Source organism: Ruegeria sp. YTSA064 (genome assembly GCF_059610325.1).
Map to the genome: position 1 here is coordinate 408,712 of NZ_JBXWNK010000002.1, position 16,970 is coordinate 425,681.

16 protein-coding genes are annotated in these 16,970 nt (G+C 56.1%); 2 read left to right on the top strand and 14 right to left on the bottom strand.

Annotated elements, in window-relative coordinates; all coding sequences use genetic code 11:
* Nucleotides 1-35: 35 nt before the first annotated feature.
* The 6 genes from AC2FI7_RS04570 to purC all read right to left on the bottom strand — a co-directional run bounded on the left by AC2FI7_RS04570 (nucleotide 36) and on the right by purC (nucleotide 8,281).
* Nucleotides 36-2,828, bottom strand: a complete 2,793-nt coding sequence (locus AC2FI7_RS04570) for a ribonuclease E/G (protein WP_120981136.1) — start codon at nucleotides 2,826-2,828, stop codon at nucleotides 36-38.
* A gap of 510 nt (nucleotides 2,829-3,338) precedes the next feature.
* On the bottom strand, nucleotides 3,339-4,673 hold the full coding sequence (locus AC2FI7_RS04575; RefSeq protein ID WP_010439922.1) for a sigma-54-dependent transcriptional regulator: 1,335 nt from the start codon (nucleotides 4,671-4,673) through the stop codon (nucleotides 3,339-3,341).
* Nucleotides 4,674-4,684: 11 nt separating this feature from the next.
* Nucleotides 4,685-6,463 carry a sensor histidine kinase gene (locus tag AC2FI7_RS04580; protein ID WP_496815377.1) on the bottom strand — a complete coding sequence of 593 codons (1,779 nt, stop codon included), beginning with the start codon at nucleotides 6,461-6,463 and terminating at the stop codon, nucleotides 4,685-4,687.
* 36 nt (nucleotides 6,464-6,499) lie between these two features.
* Complete coding sequence (gene purQ / locus AC2FI7_RS04585) at nucleotides 6,500-7,168, bottom strand: phosphoribosylformylglycinamidine synthase subunit PurQ (protein ID WP_010439918.1); 669 nt, start codon at nucleotides 7,166-7,168, stop codon at nucleotides 6,500-6,502.
* Nucleotides 7,169-7,194: 26 nt separating this feature from the next.
* The gene (purS, locus tag AC2FI7_RS04590; RefSeq protein WP_010439914.1) at nucleotides 7,195-7,425 is read right to left on the bottom strand and encodes a phosphoribosylformylglycinamidine synthase subunit PurS; all 231 of its coding nucleotides are present in this window, start codon (nucleotides 7,423-7,425) and stop codon (nucleotides 7,195-7,197) included.
* Nucleotides 7,426-7,525: 100 nt separating this feature from the next.
* On the bottom strand, nucleotides 7,526-8,281 hold the full coding sequence (gene purC, locus AC2FI7_RS04595; protein ID WP_010439911.1) for a phosphoribosylaminoimidazolesuccinocarboxamide synthase: 756 nt from the start codon (nucleotides 8,279-8,281) through the stop codon (nucleotides 7,526-7,528).
* A 187-nt stretch (nucleotides 8,282-8,468) separates the two neighbouring features.
* Here purC and AC2FI7_RS04600 point away from each other — a divergent pair, with 187 nt between their 5' ends.
* Together AC2FI7_RS04600 and bmt are read left to right on the top strand one after the other, a co-directional pair.
* On the top strand, nucleotides 8,469-8,789 hold the full coding sequence (locus tag AC2FI7_RS04600) for a DUF1476 domain-containing protein (RefSeq protein ID WP_010439909.1): 321 nt from the start codon (nucleotides 8,469-8,471) through the stop codon (nucleotides 8,787-8,789).
* A 122-nt stretch (nucleotides 8,790-8,911) separates the two neighbouring features.
* Nucleotides 8,912-9,925, top strand: coding sequence for a betaine--homocysteine S-methyltransferase (bmt, locus tag AC2FI7_RS04605; RefSeq protein ID WP_010439907.1), 1,014 nt, complete (start codon nucleotides 8,912-8,914; stop codon nucleotides 9,923-9,925).
* Nucleotides 9,926-9,933: 8 nt separating this feature from the next.
* Here bmt and AC2FI7_RS04610 read toward each other — a convergent pair whose 3' ends face one another.
* The 8 genes from AC2FI7_RS04610 to AC2FI7_RS04645 form a co-directional block, all read right to left on the bottom strand.
* A complete protein-coding gene (locus AC2FI7_RS04610) occupies nucleotides 9,934-10,710 on the bottom strand; it encodes an enoyl-CoA hydratase-related protein (protein WP_496815381.1) in 777 nt (258 codons plus the stop codon).
* 73 nt (nucleotides 10,711-10,783) lie between these two features.
* The gene (locus AC2FI7_RS04615) at nucleotides 10,784-11,239 is read right to left on the bottom strand and encodes a cytochrome c-type biogenesis protein (protein WP_010439901.1); all 456 of its coding nucleotides are present in this window, start codon (nucleotides 11,237-11,239) and stop codon (nucleotides 10,784-10,786) included.
* Nucleotides 11,236-13,200, bottom strand: a complete 1,965-nt coding sequence (locus AC2FI7_RS04620) for a heme lyase CcmF/NrfE family subunit (RefSeq protein WP_029621790.1) — start codon at nucleotides 13,198-13,200, stop codon at nucleotides 11,236-11,238. Before AC2FI7_RS04620 ends, AC2FI7_RS04615 begins: the two co-directional genes overlap by 4 nt.
* A 74-nt stretch (nucleotides 13,201-13,274) precedes the next feature.
* Nucleotides 13,275-13,853 carry a holin family protein gene (locus tag AC2FI7_RS04625; protein ID WP_496815383.1) on the bottom strand — a complete coding sequence of 193 codons (579 nt, stop codon included), beginning with the start codon at nucleotides 13,851-13,853 and terminating at the stop codon, nucleotides 13,275-13,277.
* On the bottom strand, nucleotides 13,844-14,455 hold the full coding sequence (locus AC2FI7_RS04630) for a holin-associated N-acetylmuramidase (RefSeq protein ID WP_010439885.1): 612 nt from the start codon (nucleotides 14,453-14,455) through the stop codon (nucleotides 13,844-13,846). Before AC2FI7_RS04630 ends, AC2FI7_RS04625 begins: the two co-directional genes overlap by 10 nt.
* A gap of 123 nt (nucleotides 14,456-14,578) precedes the next feature.
* Complete coding sequence (gene ccmE / locus AC2FI7_RS04635; RefSeq protein WP_010439882.1) at nucleotides 14,579-15,025, bottom strand: cytochrome c maturation protein CcmE; 447 nt, start codon at nucleotides 15,023-15,025, stop codon at nucleotides 14,579-14,581.
* A 7-nt stretch (nucleotides 15,026-15,032) separates the two neighbouring features.
* Nucleotides 15,033-16,061: an N-acetyl-gamma-glutamyl-phosphate reductase gene (gene argC / locus AC2FI7_RS04640; RefSeq protein WP_010439881.1), complete on the bottom strand. Its 1,029-nt coding sequence runs from the start codon at nucleotides 16,059-16,061 to the stop codon at nucleotides 15,033-15,035.
* 94 nt (nucleotides 16,062-16,155) lie between these two features.
* Nucleotides 16,156-16,965 (bottom strand): glutamate racemase, encoded by an 810-nt coding sequence (locus AC2FI7_RS04645; protein WP_010439877.1) that lies wholly within the window; start codon nucleotides 16,963-16,965, stop codon nucleotides 16,156-16,158.
* Nucleotides 16,966-16,970: the final 5 nt, after the last annotated feature.

Genomic DNA, 16,970 nt, shown 5'->3' on the forward strand with positions numbered 1-16,970 from the left:
TATCTATAGTGGCTTGCAATCAGCCCGCCTTTTCTTTATTGCCCGAGTGACCACCACCCGCGCCGCTTTGGCTTGGCTGGCGCAGGTTCAGGTTCTTCCGTCACAACCTCCAGGACAGGCTCCGGGGTCTCAGTCTCTACAACTTCAGGTTCAATCTCTATAGGCTGTTCCTCGGCCTCTATGGCCACCGGTTCAGCCTGTTCAGAAGCTTCTACTGGCTGAGCCTCGGCAACCTCAGGTTCGGGTGCTTCCCCGGGGTTCTGGGCTTCTGGGGTTTGCTCTGGTTCAGCGTCGGAAACCTCAACTGTGGAAGCAACTAGTTCGTTCGCCTGTTCAGCCGCCGTGTCATCTGTGGCAGACTGAGTTTCGTTGGCATCGGCGTCAGTATCTGCATCCTTTTTACGGCGACGCGGCGCCCGACGCTTCTTGGGCTTGGCTGGTTTCTCAGCCGCTTCCTCATTAACCGGTTCGGCCTCGGCCTGCTCGGTCTCAACAGTTTCAGCCCGCTCAGCCGCCTCAGCGTTATTCTCGGCCTCAGTTTCGTCAGTATCACTATCAGACGCCTCCGAACCGCCCGCGTTCTTCTTGCGCCGACGCCGACGACGCTTGCGCTTGGGCTTGGTCTCTTCCTCGGTCTGTACTGTGACTTCTTCTTCGCTTTCTTCCTCTTCGGTGGCGTCGACCAAATCCATCAGGGACGCATCCACCGATACCACCGGGGCAGTAGCCTCGGGAACAACGCGGCTGGCGGTTTTGAACTTCTCCATCGAGAAATCAGGGCTAACCAGATGCACATCCCCTTCGATGCGCACCGACAAACCATACCGCGCCTCGATCTGAGCGATATGTTCACGTTTCTGGTTCATCAGGAAATTGGCGATGCTGACCGGACACCTCACCAGAACCTCACGCGAACGGCGGCGGGTGCCTTCTTCTTCGATCTGGCGCAATATCGACAGCGCCATATTGTCATCCGATCGGATCAGACCAGTGCCATGGCAAGACGGGCACGGCTGTGTCGTCGCTTCAAGCATACCAGGCCGCAGACGTTGGCGGCTCATCTCAAGCAGACCAAAGCCCGAAATCCGGCCCACCTGAATACGGGCGCGATCTGTTTTCAGCTTGTCCTTCAAGCGTTTTTCAACAGCCGAGTTGTTCTTACGCTCGTCCATATCAATGAAGTCGATGACGATCAGGCCCGCAAGATCGCGCAGACGCAATTGGCGTGCCACCTCTTCTGCGGCCTCTAGGTTCGTTTTAAGCGCAGTTTCCTCGATCGAGCCTTCTTTGGTCGCCCGACCCGAGTTCACGTCGATTGCCACCAGGGCTTCGGTCACGCCGATAACGATGTAGCCACCCGATTTCAACTGAACCGTCGGGTTGAACATCCCTGCCAGATAGCTCTCCACTTGATAACGCGCGAAAAGTGGCAGCGCATCCTCATACCGTTTCACGTTCTTGGCATGGGACGGCATGATCATCTTCATGAAGTCTTTGGCGATGCGATACCCGCCCTCACCTTCAACCAGAACTTCATCGATATCACGATTATAGAGATCGCGGATCGACCTTTTGATCAGGTCGCCTTCTTCGTAAATCTTTGCCGGCGCGATGGATTGCAGCGTCAGTTCTCGAATCTGTTCCCACATACGTTGCAGGTATTCATAGTCGCGCTTGATCTCTGACTTGGTGCGCTTGGCCCCTGCCGTGCGCACGATCAGACCCGCACCTGTTGGTACGTCGATCTCCGAGGCGATGTCCTTCAATTTTTTCCGGTCGGCCGCGTTGGTGATCTTGCGGCTGATCCCTCCACCGCGCGCCGTGTTTGGCATCAGCACGCAATAACGACCGGCCAACGAAAGATATGTGGTCAGCGCCGCACCCTTGTTGCCACGTTCTTCCTTGACCACCTGCACCAGCAAAACCTGGCGCACCTTGATGACTTCTTGAATCTTGTACCGGCGTGGGCGCGGTTTACGCGGAGGACGGATGTCCTCGCTATCATCTTCATCCGCTACGGATTCGATCGAGTCGTCTTTCGAGGCAGCGTCCGGCGCCTTGGCCTCCTCGCTCTCGTCCACGTCTTGATCAGCCTCCTCCGAGGTCTCCGTGTCAACAGAGCCCTCAACGGCTTCTTCTTGAGCCGCATCCTCGGCAGTCTCTTCGGATGCTCCTTCTGTGACATCCCCTGCAACAGCTTCGGATTGCTCCTCAGAGGAATCTTCCGCGCTGGGTGCCTCTTGCTCGGCAACCTGCTCAATCGCGGTCTCTTCCGACTGGTCAACTGCTTCGTCGGCCGGTTCCTCTACAGGGGTCTCAGCAACCGTTTCCATGGGCGAAGTCCCCTCGGGAACCGATAGATCGGTCTCCTCAGTTTCATCTCCCAGATCGATGGTTTCCATACCGGTGGGTTCGGACGAAACTTCGAGGGTTTCGACCGGGTCATCCGTTTTCACATCTGCCGCCTTGCTGCGTGAGCGCGAGCGACGTTTTTTGGGTTTGGATTCCTCCGCCTCATCCCGTGCCCTCATGGCTTCGGCATAAGCGCGCTCTTCTTCCATCAGCGCTTCGCGGTCGGCGACCGGGATTTGATAATAATCCGGATGAATCTCAGAAAACGCCAGAAACCCGTGCCGGTTACCGCCATAATCCACAAAAGCCGCCTGAAGCGACGGCTCAACCCTCGTTACTTTTGCAAGATAGATGTTGCCAGCAAGCTGGCGTTTGTTTTCGGATTCAAAGTCAAATTCCTCAACCTTGTTTCCATCGACCACCACAACGCGGGTTTCCTCCGCGTGGGTGGCATCGATAAGCATTTTCTTAGCCATGTGTCCTTGGTGCACCGCGCCAAACGCGTTGTCCTGACCCGTCCAGGCGGACAGGCGCTTTTGGGGAGGTGTCTTGTACGGGCGATTTCAGACGGCGCGCGGCAGGGTGCGGCGCTGTGGCCCCCTGCCCGTATACTCAATCGTTGCGCGCGCGTCATCGCGGTTCTTCTCCGACAGGCACGGGATAGGGCCGCGGCCTGCCCATTATTCCTTTCACCCGCCAGAACGGGTTCAGGTACTCAGTTGCCCCGGCTGGGGCACAATCGGCCTGCTGAACTGCGTGGAAATGATCCTCAGCAGCAGATCAGCAGCGAAACTCAATGATTCGGGACTTCTGGGCGTCAAATCGCCCGGCCCGTCCGAACACAATAAAAGCAGTCCTGTGGAAAAGACAATGGGCAAACTGAATAACACCCACAGATCACAGCACAGGATCTCTTCATCTGGCTGAAAATATCTCGTGGGTGAATTGAGCCTAAGGCTCAAGAGGGGGCTGGCCCCCTCTCCGGCCTACAGGTAATCCGAGCGCTGCAATCCATACTTTGCCATCTTTTCATTCAAAGTTCGGCGCGGCAGGCAAAGCTCTTCCATCACGGATGCGATCGATCCCTTATGACGGCGCATCGTATTGTCGATCAGCATCCGTTCGAAAGCTTCAACATATTCCTTTAGCGGCTTGCCCTCGGTGGTCATTACGGGCTGCATCTCTTCATGATCTGACATCAGCAGCGACGCAATCGTCCCTGACCCGCGTCGCGATTGAAGCACTGCGCGCTCGGCAATATTGATCAACTGCCGAACATTCCCCGGCCAAGGGGCTTGCAATAGCTGCGCCGCTTCTTGTGCGCTGACCTGGGGTGCATCGCAACCATATTCTTCGGCAAACTGTTCGCTCAAGCGCGTAAACAGAGTCAGGATATCCTCGCCGCGCTGACGCAGCGGCGGCATCGTGATGCGCAAGGCCGCAAGCCGGTAGAACAGGTCAGGCCGCAAAACATCCTCGGATGTCTTGCCGGCCTCCTGCAGATTCGAGATCGCAACAATCCGCGTTTCCGCAGGCGTCCCCTGTTCGTTCATAACACTCAGCAAACGCGCCTGCAGCGTATCGCTCAGCGCTTCGACATCTTCCAAAACCAATGTCCCGCCTCGTGCTTCTTCGATGGCAGGCAACTGAGTATCCTCTGGCAGCATCGGGCCAAACAAGCGCTTCGACAACGCTTCCTCTTCCAACGCGGCACAAGAAACCAGAACAAACTTTTTGCCCGCCCGGCTCCCGACAGCGTGCAGGGCATGCGCCACCAAAGTCTTCCCGGTCCCCGTTTCACCATCAATCAGAACGTGACCATCGGCCTGCCCCAGATCAAGAATATCCTCGCGCAAGCGTTCCATGACGGGGCTGGCGCCAATCAGCTTATTCATGATCTGAGTGCCACCCGACAATTCGCGGCGCAGCGCCCGGTTGTCCAGTGTCAAACGTCGTGCGTTGCTGGCCCTCTTGGCCAGTTCAGACATCTTGTCAGGATTGAACGGTTTCTCAAGAAAATCAAAAGCACCCACCCGCATGGCTTCGACGGCCATTGGGACATCGCCGTGCCCTGTGATCATAATCACCGGTAATGTGCTATCCGCGCCCATCAATTTCTTTAGAAGCTGAATGCCATCCATACCCGGCATTTTGATGTCAGAGATCACGATCCCCGGATATTCCGGACCAAGCACCTTGAGCGCATCTTCGGCGCTGGCGAAGGTTTCCGTGTCATACCCCGACAAAGCCAGCCACTGGCTAATTGACTGGCGCATGTCCTGTTCATCATCCACGATGGCGATTTTCATGGCCTGTGCCATAGTCACTTCCTTTATTCCGCGGCCTCAAGGCCGTCGCTTCCCAGAATGGGCAATTGCATCTCAAACACTGCGCCGCCCTGTTGGCCGTTTCGTGCGGTCAAACGTCCGCCATGGTCGTTTACGATCCCGGACGAGATGGCAAGCCCCAGACCAACACCGTCTCCGGGGCGTTTGGTCGTATAAAACGGCTCAAACAGATTTTCGATATCTTCGATCCCGTGGCCATTATCACGTACGGTCAGTACAGCAGTATCTCCTGTAGCCAGGATAATCTCGACATCAGGTTCAGCTACAGATTTGGTGGCATCCAGCGCATTGCGCAAGAGATTGACCATAACCTGTTCAATCCGCATCCGATCCCCCATCACTATAACAGGGACTTCGGGTAAAATCTGGGTTATCTTAACGTGCCTTTGACGGAGCTGCGGCTCCATCATCGACAGGCTCGATGCCAGTGCTTCGCCTAGATTTACAGGCGAAAACGCATCCGCGCCCTTGCGGGCATACGACTTTAGCTGGCGCGTGATCGCACCCATCCGTTCAATCAAACCATCAATGCGACCAAAACTTGCCAGAGCTTCTTCGGGTCGGTTCCGACGCAACAGCAAACGCGCGCCTGCCAGATAGGTTTTCATAGCGGCCAGCGGCTGGTTCAACTCGTGGCTCACCGCTGCCGACATCTCACCCAGAGCCGCCAGTTTCGAGCTTTGAGCAAGCGTTTGCTCAGCAACTTCCAGCGTCTTTTCAACCCTTTCTCGCTCAGCGATTTCCCGCTGCAGCCTGGCGTTCAATGCGCGAAGCTCCGCCGACTCTCGCTGGAACAAAGTCATGCGCGAGGTGGCCCTGCGACTGAGCGCATAGAAGGTCAGCGCCAGAAGAATCGCAAATGCCATGATTTCAAGCGCGAGGACGCTGTTCACACGTTCCCGGATTGACGAATAGGTGGTGAACGATGTCATCTGCCAGCCCCGGAACGGTATGCGAGTTTCCATTCGCATCACAGCTTCGCCTTGCAAGTAAGCATCCGGCGGCAGCGCATTCCAGTCGGCCGTCGCGCGGATCGCACGTTGAATGGCACTTTGAGGGGGCTGGCGCAGAATAGCGCTTCCTTCTTCCAGGCCACGCCATTGTGGTTCAGTCGACAGAATGATCGCACCGGTGCTGTCTGTCACCATCACTGCATCAGAAATCCCGGCCCAGGCGCGCTCGAATTTTTGCAAATCGACCTCGACCACAATCACCCCGAGTATCTCTGCATTGGCTTCAATTCTGCGTGAATAGACAAAGCTGTATCCCCCAGCCTCGCGCGGGATGACCGAGAATATCGTAGCATTCGATCGCATCGCATCAATGAAGTAGGGAGAGCTACGATGCCCCTCACCCAATCGATTGCGATCGGTTGCCGCCACCGTAAGCCCATCTCCGTCCAACAGAACCAGCGACGCCGCTCCGATTTCTTCTACAAAAGAGATCAGCCGCTGAGTCGACAGCGTATAGTCACTGGACTGCAAGGCCGAGATCAGCGTTGGGTCTCTGGAAAGAAGTTGCGGAACGATGGAATTGCGACGCAATTCACTGAGCAAGTTACCGGAATACAGCGCCAGACGCAGTTCGGCCCGGTTGCGGGTGGATTCCGTGAAACGGCTGGTCAGAAGACTGTTGGTAATCCAGACTGTGGCGACCGTTACAAGCAGCAGCAAGAACACAGCAAGACGCAACCGCCAGCCCATTGGCGAGCCACGCAGTCGGTTCAGGAACCCGTTGCGGTCTGATTGATCTTGGGCAGTCATGTTCTGACGCTACGCGTCCCGACTGATGACCTCAAGTCACGCTGGCGCCAACACCCCGGCCAATGCGCGGAAGAGCGCCGTTCCATCAGTGCCACCGTGGCCTGAATCCGCCGCCCGCTCGGGGTGGGGCATCATGCCTAACACGCGGCGGTTGTGTGATAAAATGCCCGCAATATCGTCGCGCGAACCGTTGGGATTCTCGGCGTAAGTGAAGGCAATGCGATCCTGATCCTTAAGTTCAGAAATGGTCGCGTCGTCGGCGAAATAGTTACCATCATGATGGGCAATCGGGATATCGATCACATCACCGGCATTATACCCTTCGGTAAATGCACTGTCGCTGGTTTCGACTTTTAGTCCGATAGTTTTGCAGATGTATTTCAGACCAGCATTTCGCAGCAGTGCGCCGGGCAGAATTCCGGTTTCGGTCAAAACTTGAAACCCGTTGCAGATACCGACGGCGTAACCACCACGCTCGGTATGCGAAGCCAGCGCTTTGCAAATCGGTGACTGTGCCGCAATCGCGCCACAGCGCAGATAGTCGCCGTAGGAAAATCCACCCGGAACACCAACGATATCGATACCCTCGGGCAGCGCGGCATCCTTGTGCCAGACCATATCGACGGAAAAACCGGCCTGTTCGAAGGCGACAGCGAGATCGCGATCGCAGTTGGAACCGGGGAAAACGATGACGGCTGCGCGCATGGCGGACCCTCCTAGGTCGGAAAAACTCAGAGCAGTTCGATCTCGAAGCGTTCGATGACCGTGTTGGCCAACAGCTTTTCGCACATTTTAGTTACGTCCGCTTCGGTCGCGCCGTCGGCCAGTTCCAAATCGATCACTTTGCCCTGACGGACACCTTCGACCTGATCAAAACCCATCGCACCCAATGCGTGACGCACAGCCTCACCCTGCGGGTCCAGAACCCCGTTCTTGAGCATCACATGCACACGTGCCTTCATTTTCGAAAACTCCACTGGTGGACCGCTCTCCGATCCGTTTCGTTGCGCGCGGGATACCCCGCTTGGGCGTGTCGGACAACCCTGCCCGTCCGGGGCAGGATCAGTTGATCAGCGTTGGCTTGGTCACATTACTTTTGGGCAGAACACCAAGACGACGGGCGACTTCCGAATAGGCATCCGTCAGGCTGCCCAAGTCGCGGCGGAACACATCCTTGTCCAACTTCTGACCGGTTTCGATATCCCAAAGACGGCAACTGTCGGGGCTGATCTCGTCCGCAATGATCAGGCGTTGGAAATCACCTTCGAACACGCGCCCGATCTCAATCTTGAAATCGACCAGTCGAATGCCGACAGCCAGCATTACACCGCTCATGAAATCATTCACACGCAGTGCAAGGCTCAGGATATCGTCCATGTCCTGCTGGCTAGCCCAGCCGAATGCCGCGATGTGCTCTTCAGTCACCAGCGGATCACCCAGCGCATCGTCCTTGTAGCAGTATTCAACAATCGGGCGCGGCAGCTGAGTCCCCTCGGCGATACCAAGACGTTTGGACATCGTTCCGGCGGCATAGTTGCGCACGATGACTTCCAGCGGCACGATCTCGCAATTCCGCACCAGTTGTTCGCGCATGTTAAGACGGCGGATGAAGTGCGTTGGCACCCCGATCTGGGCCAGACCAGTCATGAAGAATTCACTCAAACGATTGTTCAGAACACCCTTGCCGTCGATGACATCTTTTTTCTCGGCGTTGAAAGCAGTGGCGTCGTCTTTAAAATACTGCACGATGGTTCCCGGTTCCGGGCCTTCATACAGAATTTTGGCTTTACCTTCGTAAATCTTCTTGCGACGCGCCATGAGCGACCTTTCCAGGCTGGGGAAAGGGAATGAGTCCCCTTACGTTGGCGCCCTCATAGTGCAAGCCCCGCCTTCCCGCAAGTTCGCGACCCCGAGAGGCTTTGACGCAGCGCAAATACCTTGCGCCCGAGGCGTCGTATAGTCATATCATCAGGAAAGAGAATTCAAGCCAAGGGGTCCCCAACCAATGACCACATTCGACGAACGCGAAGCCGCATTTGAAAGCAAATTCGCTCATGACGAAAAGATGCAGTTCATCGCACGGATGCGCCGTAACCGGTTTATGGCTGTCTGGGCATCGACACTGAAGGGCGAAACCGTAGAGCAAGCGCGGAAATATGGCCAGGAACTGGTCCATACCGATCTGCAGAATGTCAGCGAGGACGATGTCGTCGAGGCGGTTAAAGGCTATCTTGGCGATCTTGCAGACGAGGCCAAGATTCGTGAGAAAATGGCCGAACTGCTGGTTGAAGCCAAGGAACAGGTTATGGCGGAAGCCGAAGATTGATTGCGTAAAATGCAAAACTCATGATCTTCATGAGTTTTATGAATTTGATTTGACGCCCCGGTCATGAGACACGGGGCGTCTCATATTTTGACGGGCCACGGCCTTATTCTTGGAATACCTCAATGACAAACGCGCTCAGCACTCTACTTGAAACCGTCGACGTCATTCTTGCGGATGGTGCGACGGGCACGAACCTGTTCAACATGGGCCTGCAATCTGGTGATGCACCTGAGTTGTGGAACGTCGATGCTCCCGACAAGATTCGCGCGCTGTATCAGGGCTCGGTCGATGCTGGTAGCGATCTGTTTCTCACCAACACATTCGGCGGCACCTCAGCACGTCTAAAACTGCATGATGCCCAGAACCGTGTGACCGAATTGAACCGTATCGGAGCAGAGCTGGGTCGTGAAGTTGCAGACAAAGCAGGCCGCCCAATTGTTGTGGCAGGTTCTGTTGGCCCGACCGGTGAAATCATGGAGCCCGTTGGCAGCCTTTCGCATGCTGAAGCCGTCGAGATGTTTCATGAGCAGGCAGAGGCGTTGAAAGCCGGAGGCGCAGACGTTCTGTGGCTTGAGACCATCAGCGCCCCAGAAGAGTTCCGTGCCGCAGCTGAGGCCTTTGCACTGGCCGACATGCCCTGGTGCGGCACAATGAGCTTTGACACCGCGGGCCGGACCATGATGGGTGTTACATCCTCTGATCTGGCGATGATTGTCGAAACCCTACCCAATCCCCCTGTGGCCTTTGGGGCCAATTGCGGTACGGGTGCGTCCGACATTTTGCGTACGGTGCTTGGTTTCGCTGCTCAGGGCAGCGAACGTCCGCTGATTTCCAAGGGAAACGCGGGCATTCCGAAATACGTGGACGGACATATCCACTACGACGGAACGCCCGAACTGATGGGCCAATACGCCGTCATGGCCCGAGATGCAGGTGCGACTATTATTGGCGGGTGCTGTGGCACCATGCCTGCGCATCTGCGCAAGATGCGGGAAGCACTGGATAGCAGCCAACGCGGAGATCGACCGACCCTGGATCAGATTACATCGGCGCTTGGTCCGTTTACCTCAGCCTCAGATGGCACCGGCGACGAGGCGGCGCCTGAACGACGAACACGACGTCGCCGCCGCGCCTGAATGATCTCTCAGCGCCCCTCGAATTTCGGGGAGCGTTTTTCCAGAAATGCCACCACACCTTCGGCAAAGTCACGGGTTCTACCGCATTCGCCTTGCAGGTGCGCCTCGGCGGCAAGCTGTTTCGGCAATGTTCTATCGTAGGTCCCCCGGATCGCTTGTTTGATTGCCCGGAACCCGGCAGTTGGGCCATTAGCCAAATAGGTGGCCCGTTCGCGCCAATGCGCGTCGAACTGATCGTCAGAGACTGCTTCCCAGATCAACCCCCAGTCGTCCGCCTGACGCGCGCTGATCTTGTCAGCAAACAAAGCAGCGCCCATCGCTTTGGCAAATCCCATCTGACGCGGCATGAACCAAGTTCCACCAGCATCAGGCAGCAATCCGATCCGAGCAAAGGCCTGCAGGAAATAGGCGCTCTCGGTTGCGATTACGACATCGGCACAGAGTGCGAGATTCGCCCCTGCCCCTGCTGCCGCCCCGTTAACGGCCGCGATCGTTGGCACCGGGCAGTCGTAAACCGCCTCAAGCATAGGCTCATATTCATCCCGTAATGCTCGTTCGAGATCGATCTTTCCTGTGCTCGACGCGTCCCCTAGATCCTGGCCAGAACAGAACGCAGGCCCAGCCCCTGTCAAAACAATTGCTCTGGCATGGCGAGCCGCTTCTTTCATCGTATAGGTGATCTCGGCCCGCATCTGCGTCGTCAGCGCATTCATCTTGTCTGGTCGGTTCAATGTCAAAACCGCCAAATCATCGGTAATATCCAGAAGGATCGCTTCGTATTCCATGTACATCCTCACCTGCGCAGTGTTTCGCAAAACCCTGACGCAAATGTGGAAAAAGGAAAAGCAGAACCGCGCGTCAGTCTTCCAAGATTTGGCGCAAGCGTTCCTGTTCTTCATCGGTCAGCGCATCAGAATGCGCCGCTTGTTGATGCCGCGAACGCTTCCGCAAAAAGCTCCAGCCCATGCCCGCCGCGATCAGCAACATGATCGGGCCCGCCAACCAAAGCATCAGATTGGCTCCGGTCGTGGTTGGTTTCAGAAGAACGTATTCGCCATAGCGATCAACGATAAATTCGACTGCCTCTTGGTCCGTATCGCCCGCAACAAGACGTTCCCGCAGAAGAATGCGCAAATCACGCGCAAGCTCGGCATTACTTTCATCAATGCTTTCGTTCCGACAGACCAGACAGCGCAAGCCCGTGCTGATATCCCTCGCCCGCGCTTCAAGCGCCGGGTCATCCAGAACCTCGTCCGGCTGAACAGCCAAAACCGGTGACGCGATCAGCAGCACTATCAAAAGTAAACGTTTCATTCGGCCGGCACCCCACCTGCAGGCGTCTTACGCGCACCAGCTGCGACCCGGAAACGGCGGTCCGAAAGGCTGAGCGCACCTCCCAGAGCCATCAAGATACATCCGCCCCAAATCCAGTTGGCGAGAGGTTTGATGTAGGTTCGCATCACCCAGCCGCCATCCGCCTGTTGATCACCGATCACAACATAAAGATCACGCAAGAAACGATAGTCAATCGCGGCTTCTGTCGTCGGCATGCGCGCCACGGGGTAGTCACGCTTTTCAGGGTTAAGCGTCGTGACAAAACGCCCATCCTGTTCCACCATCACATCCGCCATGGTCGAGAAATAGTTCGGTCCCTGGACCCGGCGCACATCCTGCAATGTCAAAGTGAACTGCCCAACTTCGAATGGCTGACCGGGTTGGGCGACTCGAATATCTTCGACTTCCCAAGCTGTCAGTCCCGCGATGGCAAACATTGTGACACCCAAGCCAGTATGGGCGACGGCTTTACCCCAATCAGCACCCGGAAGGCGGAACAGGCGTGCAAGGCTGCCTTTGCGGCCTGTTCGGCTCCAAAGATCGACAAGAGCACCGAACGTAATCCAAGCGCCTAGGAACAGACCAACAGGCCCTAAAGCGCTGCGCCCTGTCTGTATCACCCAGACCAGTATCGCCAACGCTACTGCAAGAATGAATGCATAGCGCAGAGACCACGCCGCGCGACCCAACCTGCCCCGCTTCCAGGGCAGCATAGCGCCAACAGGCAGCACGATCCCCAGGGCAATCATGAATGGTGTGAAGGCCGCATTAAAAAATGGCGCTCCGACCGAGAGTTTCCGGTCAAATGCCATCTCAGCCACCATGGGCCACAGCGTACCAAAGAACACGACGAAACAACTGACTGCCAGCAGAATATTGTTCAGAATCAGCGCGCTTTCCCGGCTGACCATCCCGAACACTCCCTTTGCTTCCATCGCCTGCGCACGGGCAGCAAACAGGGTCAGTGCGCCGCCGATGAAAATCACCAGAATGAACAGGATGAATACCCCCCGTTCGGGATCATTTGCGAAGGCATGGACCGAGGTCAAAAGCCCCGAGCGCACGATAAAAGTCCCGATCAGCGAGAACCCGAAGGCGATGATCGCCAGCAAAATAGTCCAGCTTTTTAGCGCCTCGCGCTTTTCGACAACGATGGCCGAATGCAGCAGCGCTGCGGCCAGCAGCCAGGGCATAAAGCTGGCATTTTCGACCGGATCCCAGAACCAGAAACCACCCCAACCCAATTCGTAGTAGGCCCACCAAGACCCCAGTGCGATACCAATGGTCAGGAAAATCCACGCTGCAAGCGTCCAAGGTCGCACCCAACGGCCCCATGCCGCGTCCACGCGGCCTTCGATCAGGGCCGCGACAGCAAAGCTGAAGGCCATGCTCAGGCCAACATAACCCAGATAAAGAAACGGTGGGTGAAACGCCAGGCCCGGGTCCTGCAACAGTGGGTTCAGGTCCCGACCGTCGAAAGGTGGAATTGGCAAGCGATCGAACGGATTAGACGTGAACAAAATGAATGCGAAAAACGCAACAGCGATGGCTGACTGCACCGACAGAACTCTTGCTTTGAGCGTCGGGGGCAATCCGCCGCCAAAGATCGCAGCCATCGCCCCGAAAATTGTGACGATAAGGACCCATAGCAGCATCGAGCCCTCGTGGTTTCCCCAAGTCCCACTGATCTTGTACAGCATCGGCTTGGCGGAATGGCTGTTTTCAACCACAATCCGCAACGAAAAGTCGGACGCCACGAAGGCCCAGACCAATGCTCCAAACGAAAAAGCGGTCAGCAAAAACTGCGCAATGGCCGCAGGTTCAGCGAAAACGATCCATCCGTTCCAACGTTTGGCAGCCCCGACCTGAGGCACCACAGTCTGAACAATGGCGACCAGGAAGGCTAGGATCAGTGCGAAATGGCCGAGCTCTGTAATCATGACGCGCTTATACTGCGGCAGGTCGGCATGTGCCATTAACATTCGTCAAGTATCGCCGCACATAGTGTCGCGCCTCAGGCTGCGCGCAGCCGTCGCCAATCTTCTAGTGCAGGGTTGAAATCGGCCTGTATTACTGCTTCGGTCAAGGCCGCGTCCGACCGGGTATCCGCGATGCTGGGGCTGTCCTCGCGAAATTCACGGATTGTCGCAAGGTTGGCCAATACTTCTGGCGCTTGCAGCACCGTTTGATTGATCTCGCGCTGAAAATCCTGCGCTTTGATCTGATGCCTCGCGCCAAAGTAGAATGACACGATCACACCCAACAGCCACCACAGCGGTTCCGGCACCAGTGCAATGCCTTGCATGCGCGCCGCAAACCAGAGCGGGTCGATCATAGCGGCAAGAAACAGGCACAAGGTGCCCAACGCCAAAGCCGGGCGCGGCAGACGATTCAGCCCGTCCATGAATCGATCAAACCCCCCTTTTCTGGGAACTTGGAACTCGGCCCCGAACTGCACCATCGCCGCACTGCGTAACGCTGTGGTCCGCTGCGCCGCGCTTTCAGCATTTTCTCGAAATATCTCGGTAGTTTCACGAACCACATTGCGGCCTCCACCGAACAACAGGGCTAAAAGGCCAGAAATCAAACCCATCCTGAAATCCTCCTCTGAAAGTCTGCATCCGTCAGGTGATACTGAGGAGACAAAAACTCTTCAGCGCGCGTGATCCAACCGCCTTTGCCCCCGGCCCGAGTTCGGGCATATTTACGTAGTGAAACCCTCCGATCTGCTAACCGGAAATAATAGTTACGCCGTGCGACGCCATAGGCATCTGTTAGGGCCTGAGGTTTTGGTTTGGCAGCAGCATCTGTTGCACGTGCGGTTTGGGGGCCGATCACGCCATCAACCGCGACCTCAAACCCCATTTGGCACAGCAGGCTTTGCAATATTCTGACTGCCTGCGAACCCGCATTGACGTACATATCAAACACCGAGGCCTGTACAGCCTGGGGCAGCAACCCAAGGCGAGGCCTTTCAAAATAGTGGTCGACAAAGATGTCTATGGCCTGCGCCCTGGTCAGAACTTTCACATCCCGATGTGTCACAGCACCGTCGCGATCCAGATCAAGACCCAAACGCTGCATGGTGTGGATCGTCACACCAAATTTTGTTGCCCCACCGGGATCGTCGGGATCGTCGACAAAGCCACCTTCCCGCGCCACGATTTCATCTGCGATCTGTCGAACCGTCCGCATGCCCGCCCCCTTTAGTGTGGTCAGGCTAACGGTCCGGCAAATAAGTTAATCCGACGATAGAACAAAGGGCGCTGCGTGTTTCTTGCACGCAACGCCCTCAAGATTTCAATGCTTTGGAACTAATCAGCTGTCGCCGGCTTCTTTGTAAACACCTTGCTCTTTCAATGCGTCCACAACCTCTTTCGGCATATAGGTTTCATCGTGTTTCGCAAGGATTTCAGTGGCTTCGAAGACACCGTTCACATAGCTACCTGTACCGACCATACCTTGATTTTCTGAAAACAGATCAGGCAGGACACCCGTGAAAGCGACTTTGACGCTTTCACCGCCATCGGTGACGACGAAATACACAGTTTCACCCTGCCCACGTATGATCGAGCCCTCTTCGACAAGCCCACCGATGCGGAACACTTCGGACGGCTTAGGCGGCTCGGCGATCACTTGACTGGGTGAACGGAAGAAGTTGATGCCATCTTTCATGGCCACCCCAATCAACGCCGTCGATAAGGCAAGGGCCACCGCGGCTAGCACAATGATCTGTATTCGACGACGTTTCTTGAGCGTTTTCATACCGTCCTCACGGGAACAGAGGGGCCATCATCAGCCCTTGGGTTTCATCCTCACCTAACATCAGGTTGGCGTTCTGCAAGGCTTGCCCGCTGCTACCTTTTGTCAGGTTATCCAAAGCTGCCACAACGATCGCGCGCCGTTCTATCCGATCGGCGACGACACCGATATGGCAAAAGTTCGACCCCCGCACATGGTGAGTCGAAGGGGTTTCGCCAAAGGGCAGCATCTCGATGAACGGCTCATCCTCATAGGCCGATTGCAAAGTCTCATAGACGCTCTGTGGATCGCCCTTTACGTAAGAGGTCGCCAGAATGCCCCGATTGGCCGGGATCAGATGTGGCGTGAATTGAATATGAACGGTCCGACCGGCAAGTTCAGAAAACTCCTGATCGAACTCACCCAGATGCCGGTGTGTCCCACCTACTGCATAGGCATTTGCTCCTTCGCTGAGCTCTGCGTGCAGAAGGTTTTCTTTCAGTGCCCGACCTGCGCCTGAAACTGCGCATTTCAAGTCTAGAATGATGTCATCCAGATCAATCACGCCCGCTGATATCAATGGCCGCAGCACATATTGCCCGGTCGCTGCGTTACAACCAGTACCTGCGACGAGCCGCGCAGAACGGATATCATCACGATAGAATTCAGTTAGGCCATAAACGGCTTCTTCCTGATGTCCCAACGCGGCGTGCGGGTTGCCGTACCATTTCTGATATTCGTCTCCGTCCCGAAGCCGGAAATCAGCCGAAAGGTCAACGATTTTCAATGTGTTGGGTAGATCACGGATGACTTCCTGGCTGGTCTTATGCGGCAGTGCGCAAAAGCAAAGGTCGATCTGGGAAAAGTCGATCTCGGAAATTTTGCAAAGCACCGGCAAATCCATATGGCGCAAATGCGGAAAGACCTGCGCCATGGTCTGCCCGGCCTTCCGCTCGGCGGCCAATGCCTTGATTTCCATATTCGGATGCCCGGCGATCAGCCGTACCAGTTCCGCGCCGGTATAGCCGGAAGCACCGAGAATTGCGATTTTATGGGTCATGTCAGACCTCTTTCATTCATGTGTCACATGGGGTGACCGCCGATGCGACGGTCAACGAATTACAAAATCAGAAAAGCGCCGTCCTTGACCAAAATCAGGCGGCTTCAAAGGTGATTTGTCGTCGGAGGAATTGCGTTGCGCGATCCGACACTGTGCTGGGCTTGCCGGTGGTTAAGAACCCACCTGCACCTTCGCCGAGCATGTTTGGGTGACGTTTCAGGTAGTCTGCAAGGCTTTCAGCCACCAAGTCTCCTTGGCTATAAACCTTCACATTAGAGCCTAATGCATTCTGAAACGTTTCCGCCATCAAGGGGTAATGGGTGCAACCCAGAATAGCCGCTTGCGGTTCCGGCATCTTGCGTTTTAGAGCGTCAACATGACTGCGCACCAAGGCTTCGGCCAAGATCATATCGCCATCCTCAATGGCGTCGACCACACCGCCACAAGCCTGCGCCTCAACATCAACGCCAATCGCCCGGAATGCCAATTCCCGCTGGAACGCCCTGCTAGACACAGTCGCGGGCGTCGCAAACAGCGCGACATGTTGCACTTCGACCTCGCGCGGAGGTGAATTGTCACCCCATTGCCGCTCGGTCAGCGCTTCGATCAATGGAACGAACACGCCCAGTACCCGCTTTCCATCTGGCACACCCGCCTCCTGCATCCGGCGCAGAGCGGCAGCACTGGCTGTGTTGCAGGCCAGAATCACCAGATTGCAGCCGCGATCCCAAAGATCATGAACGGCAGTGCGGGTCAGGTCGTAGATGTCTTCAGCATCGCGAACGCCGTAAGGCGCATGCGCGCTGTCCGCAAAATATAGGAAATCCACGTCCGGCAGATGTTTCTGCGCGGCGTTCAAGACGGTTAGACCGCCCAACCCGGAATCAAAGATACCTACTGCCATTTGCC

What these genes read in the sequence shown, in the direction of transcription:
- AC2FI7_RS04610 (WP_496815381.1), bottom strand. Translation starts at nt 10,710, where the DNA reads ATGGAATACGAAGCGATCCTTCTGGATATTACCGATGATTTGGCGGTT.
- argC (WP_010439881.1), bottom strand. Translation starts at nt 16,061, where the DNA reads ATGACCCATAAAATCGCAATTCTCGGTGCTTCCGGCTATACCGGCGCG.
- AC2FI7_RS04625 (WP_496815383.1), bottom strand. Translation starts at nt 13,853, where the DNA reads ATGGGTTTGATTTCTGGCCTTTTAGCCCTGTTGTTCGGTGGAGGCCGC.
- purS (WP_010439914.1), bottom strand. Translation starts at nt 7,425, where the DNA reads ATGAAGGCACGTGTGCATGTGATGCTCAAGAACGGGGTTCTGGACCCG.
- AC2FI7_RS04620 (WP_029621790.1), bottom strand. Translation starts at nt 13,200, where the DNA reads ATGATTACAGAGCTCGGCCATTTCGCACTGATCCTAGCCTTCCTGGTC.
- purQ (WP_010439918.1), bottom strand. Translation starts at nt 7,168, where the DNA reads ATGCGCGCAGCCGTCATCGTTTTCCCCGGTTCCAACTGCGATCGCGAT.
- purC (WP_010439911.1), bottom strand. Translation starts at nt 8,281, where the DNA reads ATGGCGCGTCGCAAGAAGATTTACGAAGGTAAAGCCAAAATTCTGTAT.
- ccmE (WP_010439882.1), bottom strand. Translation starts at nt 15,025, where the DNA reads ATGAAAACGCTCAAGAAACGTCGTCGAATACAGATCATTGTGCTAGCC.
- AC2FI7_RS04645 (WP_010439877.1), bottom strand. Translation starts at nt 16,965, where the DNA reads ATGGCAGTAGGTATCTTTGATTCCGGGTTGGGCGGTCTAACCGTCTTG.
- bmt (WP_010439907.1), top strand. Translation starts at nt 8,912, where the DNA reads ATGACAAACGCGCTCAGCACTCTACTTGAAACCGTCGACGTCATTCTT.
- AC2FI7_RS04630 (WP_010439885.1), bottom strand. Translation starts at nt 14,455, where the DNA reads ATGCGGACGGTTCGACAGATCGCAGATGAAATCGTGGCGCGGGAAGGT.
- AC2FI7_RS04615 (WP_010439901.1), bottom strand. Translation starts at nt 11,239, where the DNA reads ATGAAACGTTTACTTTTGATAGTGCTGCTGATCGCGTCACCGGTTTTG.
- AC2FI7_RS04575 (WP_010439922.1), bottom strand. Translation starts at nt 4,673, where the DNA reads ATGGCACAGGCCATGAAAATCGCCATCGTGGATGATGAACAGGACATG.
- AC2FI7_RS04600 (WP_010439909.1), top strand. Translation starts at nt 8,469, where the DNA reads ATGACCACATTCGACGAACGCGAAGCCGCATTTGAAAGCAAATTCGCT.
- AC2FI7_RS04580 (WP_496815377.1), bottom strand. Translation starts at nt 6,463, where the DNA reads ATGACTGCCCAAGATCAATCAGACCGCAACGGGTTCCTGAACCGACTG.
- AC2FI7_RS04570 (WP_120981136.1), bottom strand. Translation starts at nt 2,828, where the DNA reads ATGGCTAAGAAAATGCTTATCGATGCCACCCACGCGGAGGAAACCCGC.